This window comes from Blautia sp. HCN-1074 (genome assembly GCF_037890165.1).
Lineage (GTDB): Bacteria > Bacillota > Clostridia > Lachnospirales > Lachnospiraceae > Blautia_A.
On record NZ_JBBKBP010000005.1, the window covers coordinates 115,391 to 130,050 of the forward strand.

15 protein-coding genes and 2 pseudogenes are annotated in these 14,660 nt (G+C 39.9%); 14 read left to right on the top strand and 3 right to left on the bottom strand.

The window, feature by feature from the left end; genetic code table 11:
- Nucleotides 1-122: 122 nt before the first annotated feature.
- Together WKT11_RS06450 and WKT11_RS06455 are read left to right on the top strand one after the other, a co-directional pair.
- Nucleotides 123-1,142, top strand: coding sequence for a LacI family DNA-binding transcriptional regulator (locus tag WKT11_RS06450; protein ID WP_118419950.1), 1,020 nt, complete (start codon nucleotides 123-125; stop codon nucleotides 1,140-1,142).
- Between the two features lie 130 nt (nucleotides 1,143-1,272).
- On the top strand, nucleotides 1,273-1,926 hold the full coding sequence (locus WKT11_RS06455; protein WP_340283294.1) for a trimeric intracellular cation channel family protein: 654 nt from the start codon (nucleotides 1,273-1,275) through the stop codon (nucleotides 1,924-1,926).
- A gap of 81 nt (nucleotides 1,927-2,007) precedes the next feature.
- Here WKT11_RS06455 and WKT11_RS06460 read toward each other — a convergent pair.
- Nucleotides 2,008-2,361 (bottom strand): annotated as a pseudogene (locus tag WKT11_RS06460) (P-II family nitrogen regulator); the annotation flags it as partial.
- On the opposite strand from WKT11_RS06460, the pseudogene WKT11_RS06465 reads away from it, so the two are divergent.
- From WKT11_RS06465 to WKT11_RS06485, 5 genes and pseudogenes are all read left to right on the top strand, one after another.
- Nucleotides 2,359-2,613: pseudogene (locus WKT11_RS06465) on the top strand (hypothetical protein); the annotation flags it as partial. The pseudogenes WKT11_RS06460 and WKT11_RS06465 overlap by 3 nt on opposite strands.
- An 18-nt stretch (nucleotides 2,614-2,631) precedes the next feature.
- Complete coding sequence (locus WKT11_RS06470) at nucleotides 2,632-3,642, top strand: GGGtGRT protein (protein ID WP_340283296.1); 1,011 nt, start codon at nucleotides 2,632-2,634, stop codon at nucleotides 3,640-3,642.
- 429 nt (nucleotides 3,643-4,071) lie between these two features.
- Nucleotides 4,072-4,323: a BhlA/UviB family holin-like peptide gene (locus tag WKT11_RS06475; RefSeq protein WP_025577260.1), complete on the top strand. Its 252-nt coding sequence runs from the start codon at nucleotides 4,072-4,074 to the stop codon at nucleotides 4,321-4,323.
- 110 nt (nucleotides 4,324-4,433) lie between these two features.
- Nucleotides 4,434-6,224: a hypothetical protein gene (locus tag WKT11_RS06480; protein ID WP_340283299.1), complete on the top strand. Its 1,791-nt coding sequence runs from the start codon at nucleotides 4,434-4,436 to the stop codon at nucleotides 6,222-6,224.
- A 191-nt stretch (nucleotides 6,225-6,415) separates the two neighbouring features.
- A complete protein-coding gene (locus WKT11_RS06485; RefSeq protein ID WP_340283301.1) occupies nucleotides 6,416-7,924 on the top strand; it encodes a hypothetical protein in 1,509 nt (502 codons plus the stop codon).
- A 403-nt stretch (nucleotides 7,925-8,327) separates the two neighbouring features.
- Here WKT11_RS06485 and WKT11_RS06490 read toward each other — a convergent pair whose 3' ends face one another.
- Nucleotides 8,328-8,537, bottom strand: coding sequence for a hypothetical protein (locus tag WKT11_RS06490; protein WP_019161171.1), 210 nt, complete (start codon nucleotides 8,535-8,537; stop codon nucleotides 8,328-8,330).
- Between the two features lie 170 nt (nucleotides 8,538-8,707).
- On the opposite strand from WKT11_RS06490, the gene WKT11_RS06495 reads away from it, so the two are divergent.
- Together WKT11_RS06495 and WKT11_RS06500 are read left to right on the top strand one after the other, a co-directional pair.
- Complete coding sequence (locus WKT11_RS06495) at nucleotides 8,708-8,845, top strand: hypothetical protein (protein WP_019161172.1); 138 nt, start codon at nucleotides 8,708-8,710, stop codon at nucleotides 8,843-8,845.
- Nucleotides 8,846-8,939: 94 nt separating this feature from the next.
- Nucleotides 8,940-9,380, top strand: coding sequence for an RNA polymerase sigma factor (locus tag WKT11_RS06500; protein WP_227567412.1), 441 nt, complete (start codon nucleotides 8,940-8,942; stop codon nucleotides 9,378-9,380).
- A gap of 339 nt (nucleotides 9,381-9,719) precedes the next feature.
- On the opposite strand, the gene WKT11_RS06505 is transcribed toward WKT11_RS06500, so the two are convergent.
- On the bottom strand, nucleotides 9,720-11,027 hold the full coding sequence (locus tag WKT11_RS06505; protein ID WP_118136687.1) for an IS4 family transposase: 1,308 nt from the start codon (nucleotides 11,025-11,027) through the stop codon (nucleotides 9,720-9,722).
- A gap of 151 nt (nucleotides 11,028-11,178) precedes the next feature.
- Here WKT11_RS06505 and WKT11_RS06510 point away from each other — a divergent pair, with 151 nt between their 5' ends.
- The 5 genes from WKT11_RS06510 to WKT11_RS06530 all read left to right on the top strand — a co-directional run bounded on the left by WKT11_RS06510 (nucleotide 11,179) and on the right by WKT11_RS06530 (nucleotide 14,613).
- Nucleotides 11,179-11,739 (top strand): hypothetical protein, encoded by a 561-nt coding sequence (locus WKT11_RS06510; protein WP_243101810.1) that lies wholly within the window; start codon nucleotides 11,179-11,181, stop codon nucleotides 11,737-11,739.
- Nucleotides 11,740-11,868: 129 nt separating this feature from the next.
- A complete protein-coding gene (locus WKT11_RS06515) occupies nucleotides 11,869-12,444 on the top strand; it encodes a hypothetical protein (RefSeq protein WP_117677530.1) in 576 nt (191 codons plus the stop codon).
- 337 nt (nucleotides 12,445-12,781) lie between these two features.
- Nucleotides 12,782-13,594 carry a PD-(D/E)XK nuclease family transposase gene (locus tag WKT11_RS06520; protein WP_019161176.1) on the top strand — a complete coding sequence of 271 codons (813 nt, stop codon included), beginning with the start codon at nucleotides 12,782-12,784 and terminating at the stop codon, nucleotides 13,592-13,594.
- A 15-nt stretch (nucleotides 13,595-13,609) separates the two neighbouring features.
- The gene (locus tag WKT11_RS06525; protein ID WP_226839487.1) at nucleotides 13,610-13,867 is read left to right on the top strand and encodes a substrate-binding domain-containing protein; all 258 of its coding nucleotides are present in this window, start codon (nucleotides 13,610-13,612) and stop codon (nucleotides 13,865-13,867) included.
- Between the two features lie 116 nt (nucleotides 13,868-13,983).
- Nucleotides 13,984-14,613, top strand: coding sequence for a trimeric intracellular cation channel family protein (locus WKT11_RS06530; RefSeq protein WP_118610151.1), 630 nt, complete (start codon nucleotides 13,984-13,986; stop codon nucleotides 14,611-14,613).
- Nucleotides 14,614-14,660 lie beyond the last annotated feature (47 nt).

Genomic DNA, 14,660 nt, shown 5'->3' on the forward strand with positions numbered 1-14,660 from the left:
GTGCAATCATACAAAAAATATAAAAGATGCACAAAAAAATGAATTGCAAGCTTGAAAATTTGTGCGAGTAGTTATACAATGAAAGTACGAAAACGATTACGAAAATTTTAGGAGGCATACCTATGGTTTCGATGAAAGAAATTGCGAAAAAGTGTAATGTCTCTGTGGCCAGTGTCAGCAAAGCATTGAACGGTTATTCCGATATCAGTGAGGAGACGAGGAAGCTGATCTTACGAACTGCTTCGGAAATGGGCTATCTTCCTAATTCCTCTGCGAGAACGTTAAAGACGAAGAGAAGCTATAATATCGGAGTCATGTTTGTTGATGAAGCGGCCAGTGGACTTACGCATGATTATTTTAATCATGTGCTGGAAAGCTTCAAAAGGACCGCAGAGGAGAAAGGGTACGATATTACCTTTACGAGCGGAAAAATTTCCGGACAGAAACTAAGCTATTACGAACATTGCCGTTACAGAGGGGTAGATGGAGTTGTGATCGCGTGTGTGGATTTCTATGCAGATGAGGTGCAGGAGCTGATTCGTTCGGAAATTCCGGTGGTAACGATCGACCATGTGTTTGATGGAAATATTGCAGTTGTTTCCAATAATACACAGGGAATGGAAGATCTTGTTTCGTATGTTTATGAGCAGGGACACAGACGCATTGCTTATATTCATGGAGATAATACTTCTGTAACCCGTATGAGACTTTCTGGCTTTTACAGAACCTTACAGAGACTGGGAGTAGAGATACCGGATGATTATATTAAGGAATGTCCTTACAGAGATGCGGATACCGCTGCAATGGTGACAGGGGAGCTGTTAGATCTTCCGTTGCCGCCGACCTGCATTCTTTATCCGGATGATTATGCTGCGATAGGTGGAATTAATGAGATCAGGGAGAGAGGACTTCGCATTCCGGAGGATATTTCTATTGCAGGGTATGATGGAATCACGATCGCGAAGATTCTGGAACCTAAGCTGACTACACTTTGTCAGAATACGGTTGCAATTGGCAGAATCGCAGCGGAGAAACTGATCGATCTGATTGAGAACCCGAAGACGACATTGATCGACCGATTCACAGTAGATGGTACTTTGTTTAAAGGAGCATCCGTAAAACAGTTGTTGCCGGATAAGTAAAATATTATGCGGGATATTGCCAGCGAACAGTAATATATGTTATTCTGGATATTAGAGTCAGAAGAAGAGGAAGAATGTCTTTTGGCTCTGATATTATGTTAAAGAAAAATAATCAGGAGTTAAATTAGATATGGATTATCAGTCAATCATGACATTTATTATGGAAATGGCAGGTACGATCGCGTTTGCAGCTTCCGGAGCAATGGTAGGAGTAGAGCGTAATATGGATATTTTTGGCGTCAGCGTTCTTGGAGTAGCAACTGCGGTGGGAGGCGGCATGATCAGAGACGTGGTGCTGGGGGTCATTCCACCGGCTGTATTTACAAATCCGGTATATGCACTTGTATCTGTGCTTACCTCGTGCATTGTTTTCTTTATTTTTTATTTTAAGAGAGAACTTCTGGAAGGACACAGGCGTGAGACATACGATAAGTTTATGCTGGTGCTGGATTCTGCGGGACTTGGTATTTTTACGGTAGTGGGTGTTAATGCAGGAATCCGCCAGGGTTATATGGATAATGCGTTTCTGCTTGTGTTTCTTGGAACGATCACAGGAGTTGGCGGCGGTCTGCTGCGTGATATGATGGCAAGTGTGCCGCCTTATATTTTTGTAAAGCATATTTATGCCTGCGCTTCTATTATCGGTGCGATCGTATGCGTGTACATGAATCGTTTTGTGGGAAATGTAGAGGCTATGGTAGTGTCATCGGTGGTAGTAGTGTTGATCCGTTATCTTGCGGCTCATTATCACTGGAATCTGCCGAGATTGTCACCGCGGAAATAACAAGAAAAACCCAGGAAATGATTTTGTATCAATTTCCCGGGTTTTTCTTGTTTTATTTGGATATTTATTATGAGTGGAGGCCTATTTAGTATCCTGGAGAGCGAGATAACCTTCTTCTCCGGTACGGATCTTCACTACATTTTCGATATCATATACGAATACTTTACCATCACCAATCTCACCTGTGTGAAGGACAGCTTTTGCAGTTTCAATGACTTTCTTAACAGGTACGAGGCTGACAACGATTTCAATCTTGATCTTCGGAAGAAGATTCATTTCCATCTCAACACCACGGTAGTAAGCAGGAGCACCTTTCTGTACACCGCATCCTAAAACGTTTGTGATTGTGATACCGGTAACGCCGATCTCATTCATTGCCTGCATAAACTCATCAAGTTTGTTCTGACGTGTGATGATAACGACTTTTGTAAACTTCGTTCTCAGGTTGGTACAATGTATGGAACTCTGAAAAAAGGACCTCGTTACCTTGAAATGGCAGAAGGTTATGTAACAGGTATTGCTCTTGATGCAGATGATGAGATCATCGGATATCAGTTCGTAAGCCTTGGAAAAATGACTGATTTCATCAAAAAAGGCGATGACCCGAATACTGCATGGGAAAAAGCAAAAGGTCAGTACGGCCGTGTTGCAGACGCTGTTAAAATTATCGACCCAAGAAAAGAATAATTTAGGAGGTAACAGGAAATGGCTTTATTTGAATCATATGAGAGACGAATTGACAAGATCAATTCTGTTTTAAACAGCTATGGCATTGCTTCTATCGAAGAAGCTGAGAAAATCACAAAAGACGCAGGTCTTAATGTTTACGATCAGATCAAAGGCATTCAGCCGATCTGTTTTGGGAACGCTTGCTGGGCATATACAGTAGGTGCTGCGATCGCAATCAAAAAAGGATGTAAGAAAGCAGCAGATGCAGCAGCAGCTATCGGTGAAGGACTTCAGGCATTCTGTATTCCTGGATCCGTTGCTGATACACGTAAAGTAGGTCTTGGACATGGTAACCTTGGCAAGATGCTTCTTGAAGAAGAAACAGAGTGCTTCTGCTTCCTGGCTGGACATGAGTCCTTCGCAGCAGCTGAAGGTGCTATCGGTATCGCTGAGAAAGCTAACAAAGTTCGTCAGAAACCATTACGTGTTATCCTGAACGGTCTTGGTAAAGATGCTGCTCAGATCATCTCCCGTATCAACGGCTTTACATATGTAGAGACAGAATACGATCCATACAAGAACGAAGTTAAAGAAGTATTCAGAAAAGCATACTCCGAAGGACTTCGTGCAAAAGTTAACTGCTACGGCGCTAACAGCGTTCCGGAAGGTGTTGCTATCATGTGGAAAGAAGACGTTGACGTTTCTATCACAGGTAACTCCACAAACCCGACACGTTTCCAGCATCCGGTTGCAGGTACATACAAGAAAGAACGTCTTGAAGCAGGTAAGAAATACTTCTCAGTTGCTTCCGGTGGTGGTACAGGACGTACACTTCACCCGGACAACATGGCAGCAGGTCCAGCTTCCTACGGTATGACAGATACATTAGGACGTATGCACTCTGATGCACAGTTCGCTGGTTCTTCTTCTGTACCGGCTCACGTAGAGATGATGGGTCTCATCGGCGCTGGTAACAACCCGATGGTTGGTATGACAGTTGCAGTAGCTGTTTCCATTGAGGAAGCTGATAAGGCTGGAAAGTTCTAATCAAACCTTTTTAATCAAAGAGTCAACAAACCTAGAAAGTACCGTAGTTCCAAGGGCTGCGGTACTTTTCTTAGTTTAGATCAAAAAATGAGAAAGTAATTTGAGACACGGTGAGAAGCCTTGAAAATGGCAAGATAGGCAAACAGGTAGGTAACAAGTAGGCAACAGAGCGAAGGAAACAAAAAGAAGAGCCGATCACAGGAAAAGAAATGCCGCAACCACAAGGGTTACGGCATTTTTTCTATCTCATCTCTGAGTCACTCAATATCACGGATTGTATAGACCGCCTCGGTTACGTCTGTGATCTTGTGACCGGCAAGACGTTTCACAACGTACTCATCTACGCCCGCTTTTTTCGCCATCGTAATGAATGTTGTTCGGGGATCGTGCGGCCGATGTTCGGAACGAAGGTGCAGTGCGGCAACGACCTTGTTAAAACGCCCAGCGGATGCTGCATTATCTCAAGGGATATGGGCAGTATTGGCAGTATTTCTTTTGATCTACATTGTGAAATCAAATGAAAGATTTTCGGCAAGACAGGAAGAGCGGGAAAAACAGTATCAGGAATTACTGTCAGCATTAACAGAAAAATTTAATGTATTAAGTGTTATCGAGAGGGATATTACAGAGGTAAAAGAGTACATTATGGCAGATACAAAAGAAATCAATAAAAAAATATAAAAAGCAGTTTCCGAAAATAGAGAAAACGGGTTTTTATTTTATGTAAGCGCTTATGAAACAGACCAATAAAACTATAAGGGTCTGCAAAAAACAGAAGGAGGATATTTTATATGCCAGGAACATTTAATGGAAAAACACTTGTTATTTCAGCGACACCTACAGCAGGAGCAAAAATTGTGGATGCAGGAGCTGCGACGAATGTAGCGGGAATTACAATCAGCGGAGACACTATGTACAGTGTGAAAACAAGCGGAAAGGTAACAACCTTATATAAAACACCGGATTATTCAAACGCAGATGCACAGGCTGTGGCAGTTAAAACCGGTTTGGGATATTTTGCATTAGGGCTTAGCAAAATCGGCACAGAATTATTTATGCTTGCTGAAGATACAGCGGGATATGGAAATACTGCAAAGATTGTAAAAATGGATACTGCCGGTAATGTTATTAAGGAGTTTGATATTGTAAGTGAATTTCAGTATGGAGCGCTTGGAATTGCACATACAGGTGCGGCAAATGAATTTTTCATTCTTGCACGAGGCTCCAACGATGCAGATAACGATACTCTGATTGTAAAAAAACTGAGATTGGAGAGTTCTAATAGTTATGAAGTAGTTCATGAATTTAAGGTTACAAACAGAGGATATGGATATACAAGCCGTATCCAGGATATTTATTACCATTTAGACTACGGTCTGTTTATTCTGACAAATGATGAATTGTCTGCCGGAAGAAACAGAATTGTACATGTGGATTACAGAAGTAATGTGAATTCATATATTCCAGACGGAGTTATTAATGTTGAGATGAAAGGGTATAAGCAGTATAATCTGGAATCTATTTGTATGAAAGCAGGTCATCTTGTACTGGCTGCAAATGTAATTACAGGAACCGGGAAAGCAGAGGACCGTTTTTCTGTCCTGAATGGAATTACTTATGAAAAAGGTACTTATAGTTTTAACTGCGCTCTTGCCAAGGGAATGAAAGTAGACAATAAGGAAATAGGAAATATTAAAACGACAAATTTTGGCGCGTTAGCATTTGATGGGGATGACAGAACTCAAAAGTTGTATGGTATAAAAGCCGGTACAAATGGAGAATATAAAGAACCGAGTAAGTGCGCAGCAGCCATTTGGGAATTTGAGGATTACACAAGCAGTACGAAGGGCGTAAAAAGACTGGCTAATAAGGTAGTACCGGGAGAGAAAAAATGTCTGTATCATGCCAATGGAATGGATATATACAATCATGAATTGTATGTTACCTGTGCGGAACCTAATGGAAAAGGTGAATATTCGGTTGTGAAGCTTACTATGGGCAGTACATCTGAAGAATGGCCCTATAATAGGTATACCTGGGAAAACCGGACAAACGCAATCAGCCATTACAAAGGCAATCAGTTTATTCTTCTTACCGAAACCGGTGCAGAGGGTGAAGAAGATAAAAAAATATATAAACTGTGTATTGTACACTTCTCAGCAGGAAAAGTTGTGGTTGATCAAACAAAATATTTTATGAATACCGGTTATGAAGTGCTTCAGGGAATCAATTACAGTGACAAATACGGATTATTTATTGTTACGACGAAAAAACTGGAATATTTTCCTAATGGTGATGTGCAAACCAGTGGAAGCAGGGTACTACACATTGATATGAGCAGAACTAAAACAATGAAATTTAAAGATGGCAAGAAATATCCTGTTTTAATTCCGGATTTTGCCTTTAACAATGAACTGGATGAATCAAAGTTCTTTAGTTTTGAAATGGAATCCGTAGCGATTGACAGAAATACAAACAATATGATTGTGTCGGTTAATGCGAACAGTCCGATTGCGGGCGATAATGGTAAACATCCGGGGGAAGACTACATCTACAGATTTTCTTCCATTGAATTTAAATAACGAAACTTATCTTTACAGAGATTGGGTTCCTGCAAAGGTAGAAAAAAGCGGCTTTTCAAGCCGCTTTTTCTGCATAGTTAAATATGTTAAATAAAAAAAGATTGTTGAAAAAATATTACATATATGATACAATTGTTAACATAAACGTAACATTATAACGAGGTATAATGATGGAAAGAAGGCAAAGTATTATGAGAAGGAGAGGCAAAACATTTTTATCGCTGTTTCTTTCTGCTGTGATCGTTACCGGTCAGCCGGTATTGGCAGCCGATTTTTCTGCTGGAGAGGAAACATTTATTTCGGAAACCACAGAGCAGGAAGGCAATGTATCGGAAGCTTCAGCTATTTTCGAGGATACTGTGGATTCAGACAGTGAAATGAGATATGAGAAATATGAGGCGACAGTTTCTAGTGAAATCCTTGATTTGGGACAGACTGGAGTAAACGGCAGTGGTTGGGAAAGGCTAGAGATAAAAAATACAGGTACAGAGAGCTGGCAGATCAAATCCATTTCAGAATTGAATGATTTTAGACTTGAACATTTAGAGCATCCATTATTATATGAGGGAAGACTTCCGATGAAAGTTGGGAATAAGGTTAAGCCCGGAGAAGCTGTTGCAGTGGATATTTATGTAAAGCCAAATCTTTCTCAGGGGATTCATGAAGAAACTTTTGTCATGGAAACAGAAGAAGGAATTCAGGCAGAGTGCAGGATACGGGTTCTCGTTCGTGGGGAATCAGAGGAGGATTACGAGGTTAACTGTGTACCAAATAGTGGTACGAGATTTCTCACAATTACTCAGGAAGAGTACGATTCATGGGATGATGTAGAACCAGAGCCGGATATGTTGATGTGCCCATCACGGTTGATTACAATATGCAACAATGGGCAAAAACCTGTCACAGTTGATTTTGAGGATACGGAACATTTCAGGGCATGGTTCTATATTGACGAAGACACGGGAGTTGTTATGCCGGGGGAAAATACGATAATTCAGGTTTTTCCGAAAGCAGAAGAACAGGTAGCTACTGATATTTTTAAGGTTTCCATCACAGGAGGAATAGAATTATCTTATATAATTTCCCAGAATTGTCCTCATATTGCACCGCCTTATCCGGAAGGAGCAACGATAAAAGATGTGAAAGTACAGGGGTCAACTATTAAGGCAGCGGCTTATGACTGCGCAAACAGCGAAGGTTTCGATGCGGTTCTGACAAAGAAAAGCTGGGTTGACAGACCTGAGAATTATGTGAAGGTGGCGAAGAATCAGGATGCAAAGACCATCACCTTCACAAATGTAAAAAACGGCACGTATTATCTGGGAATCCATGCGTACAACAGGGATTATTATGATGGAAATGTGTCCGGGAAAAGGTTTGGGGCATGGAGTTATCCAGTAAAAGTAGTAGTAAAGAACGGAATTCCCACAGAGAGGGTGAAGATTAAAACTGTAAAAACAAGTAAAGGAGCTGTGTCTGTAACAGTTGGCGTACCAAAAGGATTTGCAAGAGCAGATATGGAACTGAGATCTACAGGCGGAACCACCGTATATAAACGGAACAATCGGACAACCTATACAAGGATTACAGGCGTGAAGCCCGGAACCTATACTCTGAGAGTCCGCCCATGGGCCAAAATTAACGGAAGGAAAGCTTACGGAGACTGGGTATCCTGGGGAAGAAGAATCAGGGTAAAATAAAAAGAAACAGACAACGGCCCCTTGTTTAGAAAAGTTTAAATTGGTTTGAGAAAGAGAAAAGTAAATTCTGTAAAGTTGACTTCACAAAACCTGAAAAACAGAAAGAGAGCTGCCAGACAGCAGAAGAAAAAACAGAACGGACAAAAAAGACGGATTGATTACATAATAGGAAACTGAAAACATGCGACAATCTGCAGGGATACCGGGGTTAGGCTGAAACACTATATCACGGAACCGTCTATGTAGTACAGCAAAATAGGCTGTCCTCATACCGAGGGTTTCCACTTCAGTAAGCCTGAGAAGTGTCAAACTGACACTTCCTCAAACATACTAAGGTCACAACTCTCATTGCATCCACAGTCACAACAAAAAATAGAGTATTCCCTTCAATGCGTGCGATATTTCACTTGTGATTGTGATCTCGTGTTTCCATACAGCCGCACGGACAAGAAATATATTCCTTTCCCTCTTTGATTTCAATAATTTCCCAGGTATGTTCATGAGAAGTGAAGGGTTTATCCAAACAGACATGTCCATGCACAGTTGAAATAGTTGCAACGATGGCCATTGTAGCAATGCACCCAATAATTAGGTTTTTTGATTTTGCTTGCATATATTTGTCTCCTTTCATTTAGTGAATACGTATAGGCGTTTGCGAAACGCCAAACACTGCATAAATACGGTGTTTTTTGTCGTTAAAATAAAATATCTCCTCAAGGTTTATGGTAAAATAGAATTGACTAGAAACTAATTAACTAATCCACCTAAAGGAGATATACCTACATGATAACATATAAACAGCTCACTTTGGCAGAAATTTTTGAATATAGAACGAAAATAAGTTTCTGCACCATTGGGGGAATACTACGAATTGTAGATGAAGATAAGAGCATGAAACAGAAATTTGAAGAGAAAGCGTAACCAAAGCATAAGAAATACGATGTTTATTATGAGAGCCTTTTTTGTTATGATATTTGCACAGGATGTTTGAAAGTACGAAATCGGAGAACGCTGTATGGAAGATACTTATATTATAGACTTGTTCTGGAGAAGAGATGAAAATGCAATACAATTAGTTGATAAAAAGTATAATTCCACTTGTTATTCTATTGCGTGGAAGATTCTTATGAATAGGGAAGATTCCGAGGAGTGTGTAAATGATACATGGTTTGCGGCATGGCGGTATATCCCACCCCAAAGGCCGCCAAAACTGGTAGCTTTCTTAGGAAAAATTACAAGAGGATTCGCAATTGATATGTTAAGAAAAAAGCATGCGGCAAAACGGATGGATATGCATATTGCAAACATAACGGAAGAGGTAGAAAGTTTAAATACCGCTAGAACGCATATTTTAGATGAACATATGGAAGCTGAGGAACTGATAGAAATCATCAATCGTTTCCTGGGCGGTTTATCTGACAGGGACAGGGATATTTTGTCCAGAGATATTGGGTAATGGAATCCATTAAAAATATTGCCGCCAGACATAAGATGTCAGAAGGGGCAATTAAGCAGAATCTGCTGCGGAATAAAAGGAAACTGAAAAAGATATGTATAAATTTATCATACATATATTTTTATCAATGTCATTTAGATAAGCATTTCGTCTGATAAAAACAGTATATCACGTTATTTGACTTTAGAAAACATGGTTCAGTTAAGAAATATTATGTTCAATGGGAAGTCCTGTCTGCCCCCCCAGATGACTACCTGTGAAGAACATAAAATACAATTTCGTATACCAAAAAGACAGATTGCAGATCTGTCTGAAAAAGAAGTATAATAGTGATGATATTTAAGCCGCTCGATACATGAAATCCCTATTTCTCTTTGGACGGAGGCGGATAGGATATTTACGGTTGCTCCTGACTGGTGTCAGGTGCTTTTGTATGAGAAGCATGGTCTCAATTTCGTCACTGCTATGTTTTAAATATGCTCTGCATATGTTGACTGCGGTGGCGAAATTTATTTTGTAGATATGCTTTGTGTTATCTCGTGTTCTCACAACGGCCTGAGCTGTCACAAATTCGCAGAAGTTATATAGTATCATCCGGGCATTGAGTTCCTGAAGGATCCCGTCATACTTGCTGCTATGCCAGTTAACAAGACCTATGGTGTATTTCAGCTCACGAAAGCTTGTTTCCTCGCTCCAGCGCATTCTGTAAAGCTTTTTAATCTCTTCTAAGGGGAAGTCTTCTTCCGAAAGATTTGTGGCAATGCAGATGTAGGTCCCATTATCAAGAAGAATACGAACAATACGGAATTCGATATCATAATATGTACAGTTTTCATCCAGGAAATCCAGATCGGTAGTCTGCTGAAGAATGGTATACGTATTGGGATCCCCAAGAGTTTCTTTTGTATGGCGTCTGGTAAGAGTGGTTTTTATATGGGTATCGAACTGACTGTCAGGTAGATCATAAGCGGAAAGAATGCCGTTACTGTTGATGTCTTTCATGCGAATAATGAATTTCATATTCTTTTGAATAAGATGAGCAAAGACATTGAAGCTTTCATATCCCCGGTCTGCCATTAAAATTGCCGGCACAGAATCGGGATAACGGTCAGTTATGGTATTCAGTGCAGCACGTTCATGAAGCTTCTTTTTTCCCTGAACCAGAAAATCACAGTAAGTATGGTTCATGATATCGTAAAGAGCATTGACGTGAATCGCATTGTAACCCTTTTCGCCTTCATGGATAAAAGTTCTTTCATCCTCTGGGTCTCGTGCTATATTGACATCGGAACCATCACATGCTAAAAGGCGATAGCCGTGATAGGGCTGATCAGAAAGTTCCCTGCACTGTTCCACAAAAATATGGAACAGAAAGCTCCATCCTTCCGGTTGGAGTTTGAAATGCTGCTGGGTAAAAGAAGATTTTGCAGGGGCTGCAAGTGAATGCTCAAAGAAATCCAGGATTTCATTTGAAACAGATTTACTCTGCATTTGAACCATAAATTGAATATAATCATGGAAAGAAAGTTTACGATTTCCTGTGAAATCAGCTTCCGGGTTTTGGCAGAACATGAAATGAAGTTCATCCAGTTCAGCAATGCAGTTTTCGAGTGTTGTTTTTAAGTCAGCTAAAAAGTTTTGAGTCATAGGGTGCCTCCTTGAAATGTGTTTATATTCAAGGCTTACACAACATATATTGCTTATCCTGTCAAGTGTTTTTTGAAAAAAATGAGGATAAAAACTAAAGGAAGAGAGAAGAAAAATGCAGTTATATCAGTTTGAAAAAATATACTCTCAAATGGAAAAAGAGTTTGGAAAAATCAGAAAAAGTGATGAGGAAACTTACAGTATGCTTCTTTTGCCGATGGAAAGTAATGCGTTAAAAATCCATCGAAAGTTTCCCGCTTCAAACAGCAGAAGAATGAAAGAGGCAATTGCCCTTGTATTGTTTGATATTAAATCAAGATGTACCGGAGAAAGTTTTGACACGGGAAACTTTCGCAATGAGGATAATGAACGGCTTGAAACTGCCCTGCTTATGGCATTTGATCCATACACGAATAGTGAAATAAAGGAGCTGCTTATTTCCAGAGGGAGGCAGCATGAGTTAGATTTAAAGAAAATGCAACAATACTATAAGATTCCGGTAATGTGTCTGCTAAGGATTAAGGCTTCGATAGATACTTGGGAAAAGAATGCTGGAACGAATGGATACTTCGATTTTATAGAGGGATACATGGGAACATCCATTACGGGAGATGAAATGAAATATTCGGTGATGATGCAAGATTTGTACTATTTATCGTATAGCCGTCGTCTAAACAGAGTGTGTTCAAATATTCAACAACACTCTGTTTAAATTGTCACGCAGGCTTAACTAAATGACATTGAGGAATTATTATTTGTGTTAAAGATTTGGAAAAACACAATAATTCAGTTAATAAATCTGAAAATATGCAGTAATAGAAGAGAAAGAAATGACAAAATCATGAAAAAAGCTACACTATATTTACTGATGATTTCTTTGATAGGAATGCTGGAAGTGCCTGTACATGCGGCAGATGTGTATGCGGATGAATCAACGGAGTTATATTCTTTTGATGAAGGAGCAATGTGCGATGATGATTTCGCAACGGAGTGTCAAGCAGACGTGAGCGATAAAAAACTACAGCAAGATTTTGAATCGGCCATGAAAGATGGAATTGGTCTGGGACTGGATGATTTTTTAGAAACTTCATATTCTGGAAACAGCACTGGCTCAACGCAGTCAGACAGTGAGGCCGAAGTATTAGAGGCAGATTTTGAAGCTGCTATGCAGGATGACAACATAAAACTATCAGAAGCAGGAATTGAATCCATGAATTTGATTTCCACTAATGACGACAATATAGACGCAGAATATGCCGCTGAAATTAATGAGTGGGAATCAAAGCCAATTTTAACAAGGGCTGCTTCGACAGTGAGCAGGGTAGAGTATGGACAGCAGTGGAGAATATACAGAAAAAGTGACAATGCAACGATGGTACAGTGGGTTTTAAGGGGACTGTTCTTATATAATGGCTAGCCAGTGTAAACAGACATCTATGAACTGATATAATAATGCATCTAATACTTTTACGGTTACTTCAAAGTCACACTATCCATCCGGAATGTATGCAGTGGGAAATTGCAAAGCGGTACAGAAAAAGGGTGGAAAATTGTATTCACATGTTCTCCGGATTGGGGTAACACCTACAGGAAAAGTAGTTAAGTAACAATGATGTTGGAAATGGCAGAAGTAAAAAATACCATTTAAGACCTGGAAGAGGATGCATGATTCTCTTCCTGTTTTGTCGAAAAAATCTTATTGCATAAGTATAATGAAAGCACTTATAATAAGAATATGAAAAGAAAGTGAATGAATGCAGGTGTTGAATTTAGACGAGAAAAATACAGAACGCATGGACGCCATTAACAAGTTTACGTTAATGGATGATACGTTTATGACACAGGTGTTTTCCAGTGATTTAGAGTGTACTGAGGAACTCTTGAAGATCATTTTAAAAAGAGATGATCTGACGGTAACGAAATCTGTTACACAGTTGACGATTGGAAATTTGTTTGGACGATCTGTCAGATTAGATATATACGCTAATGATTCCGAAGGAAAACAGTACGATATCGAGGTCCAACAGGATGATAGTGGGGCAGTACCAGAACGTGCCAGATTAAACAGCTCATTATTTGATACCAGACTTACAACATCAGGAAGTAAATATACAGAGATGCCAGAGACATATATCATATTTATAACGTCTAATGATGTGTTGGTAGGTGGACTTCCGATTTATACAATAGAAAGAACAGTACAGGAAACAGGGAAACTGTTTAATGATAAAGCACATATTGTATATGTAAATGGCTCTTACAGAGGAGATGATGAGGTTGGCTGGCTAATGCATGATTTTAACTGTGTTAATTATCACGAAATGCATAATGCAAAAATAGCTGCGAGAGTAAGATATTTTAAAGAGGAACCGAAAGGAGTGGCTGATATGTGCAAGACGATGCAGGTAATTGTAGATAGAGAACGTGATGAGGCAGAAGTAAGCAGAAGTAAAAAAATCGCATGGAATATGTGGAAAAATGGAGAGCATGATCTTGATAAAATTGCAGAGACCACATTGCTGTCCGTTGAGCAGGTACGAGAGGCTATTACACAAAAGAAAGCGTAAAATCTATTACAGAGGATGTTGCAGTTCAGGGTTCTTCCGATACTGAAGCGGCTGTCTGATGATATTTCTATTGCAGGTTATGATGGAATTGATATTGCGAAAATTCTGGAGCCAAAGCTCACCACCCTTTGTCAGGACACAGCGGCAATTGGCAGGATAGCTGCGGAGAAGCTGATCGATCTGATTGAGAATCCCAAGACTACGTTGATTGATCGTTTCTCAGTAGACGGAGCTTTGTTTAAGGGAGCGTCTGTGAAGAAAATAAAAAAATAAGATGTCTAAAAAAGCAGGATCCTGCTTCACATAAGTTATAAAAAATGATATAATTTATGAACTAAAATGTAAAAGTCAGAGGTTAATATGGATTATCAGAGTATTATAACTTTTTTATGGAAATGGCAGGTACGGTTGCTTTTGCTGCTTCCGGGGCAATGGTAGGTGTAGAACGGAATATGGACATTTTCGGTGTGAGCGTACTGGGTGTAGTTACAGCTGTAGGCGGAGGTATGATCCGGGATATTGTGCTGGGGATTATTCCACCTAATGTGTTTACAAATCCGGTATATGCCTTGGTGGCTACCATTACTTCCTGTGTGGTTTTTCTGGTTTTTTACTGGAAACGGCAGCTTTTGGAAGGGCATATGCGGCTTACCTATGACAGAGTCATGTTGGTGATGGACTCTATCGGTTTAGGAATTTTTACGGTAGTGGGAGTGAATACAGGAATTCGCAGTGGATATATGGATAATGTGTTTCTCCTGGTATTTCTGGGAACGATTACCGGAGTAGGGGGAGGCCTGATGCGTGATATGATGGCAGGAGTACCGCCTTATATTTTTGTAAAGCATATTTATGCATGCGCATCTATTGTAGGAGCGGTTGTATGTGTGTACATGAATCGTTTTGTAGGAAATGTGGAAGCTATGATGGTAGCCTGTTTCGTAATCATACTGATTCGGTATCTGGCAGCACATTATCGCTGGAATCTGCCCAGATTGCATAATGGTAGTGAACAATAAAAAGGAGTCCGGAATAAATCCGGGCTCCTGACCTTATAGCAGGATAT

Excerpts from the sequence above, each read along its gene's own strand:
- WKT11_RS06450 (WP_118419950.1), top strand. The coding sequence starts at position 123 with ATGGTTTCGATGAAAGAAATTGCGAAAAAGTGTAATGTCTCTGTGGCC.
- WKT11_RS06455 (WP_340283294.1), top strand. The coding sequence starts at position 1,273 with ATGGATTATCAGTCAATCATGACATTTATTATGGAAATGGCAGGTACG.
- WKT11_RS06470 (WP_340283296.1), top strand. The coding sequence starts at position 2,632 with ATGGCTTTATTTGAATCATATGAGAGACGAATTGACAAGATCAATTCT.
- WKT11_RS06480 (WP_340283299.1), top strand. The coding sequence starts at position 4,434 with ATGCCAGGAACATTTAATGGAAAAACACTTGTTATTTCAGCGACACCT.
- WKT11_RS06485 (WP_340283301.1), top strand. The coding sequence starts at position 6,416 with ATGAGAAGGAGAGGCAAAACATTTTTATCGCTGTTTCTTTCTGCTGTG.
- WKT11_RS06490 (WP_019161171.1), bottom strand. The coding sequence starts at position 8,537 with ATGCAAGCAAAATCAAAAAACCTAATTATTGGGTGCATTGCTACAATG.
- WKT11_RS06495 (WP_019161172.1), top strand. The coding sequence starts at position 8,708 with ATGATAACATATAAACAGCTCACTTTGGCAGAAATTTTTGAATATAGA.
- WKT11_RS06500 (WP_227567412.1), top strand. The coding sequence starts at position 8,940 with ATGGAAGATACTTATATTATAGACTTGTTCTGGAGAAGAGATGAAAAT.
- WKT11_RS06505 (WP_118136687.1), bottom strand. The coding sequence starts at position 11,027 with ATGACTCAAAACTTTTTAGCTGACTTAAAAACAACACTCGAAAACTGC.
- WKT11_RS06510 (WP_243101810.1), top strand. The coding sequence starts at position 11,179 with ATGGAAAAAGAGTTTGGAAAAATCAGAAAAAGTGATGAGGAAACTTAC.
- WKT11_RS06515 (WP_117677530.1), top strand. The coding sequence starts at position 11,869 with ATGAAAAAAGCTACACTATATTTACTGATGATTTCTTTGATAGGAATG.
- WKT11_RS06520 (WP_019161176.1), top strand. The coding sequence starts at position 12,782 with ATGCAGGTGTTGAATTTAGACGAGAAAAATACAGAACGCATGGACGCC.
- WKT11_RS06525 (WP_226839487.1), top strand. The coding sequence starts at position 13,610 with ATGTTGCAGTTCAGGGTTCTTCCGATACTGAAGCGGCTGTCTGATGAT.
- WKT11_RS06530 (WP_118610151.1), top strand. The coding sequence starts at position 13,984 with ATGGAAATGGCAGGTACGGTTGCTTTTGCTGCTTCCGGGGCAATGGTA.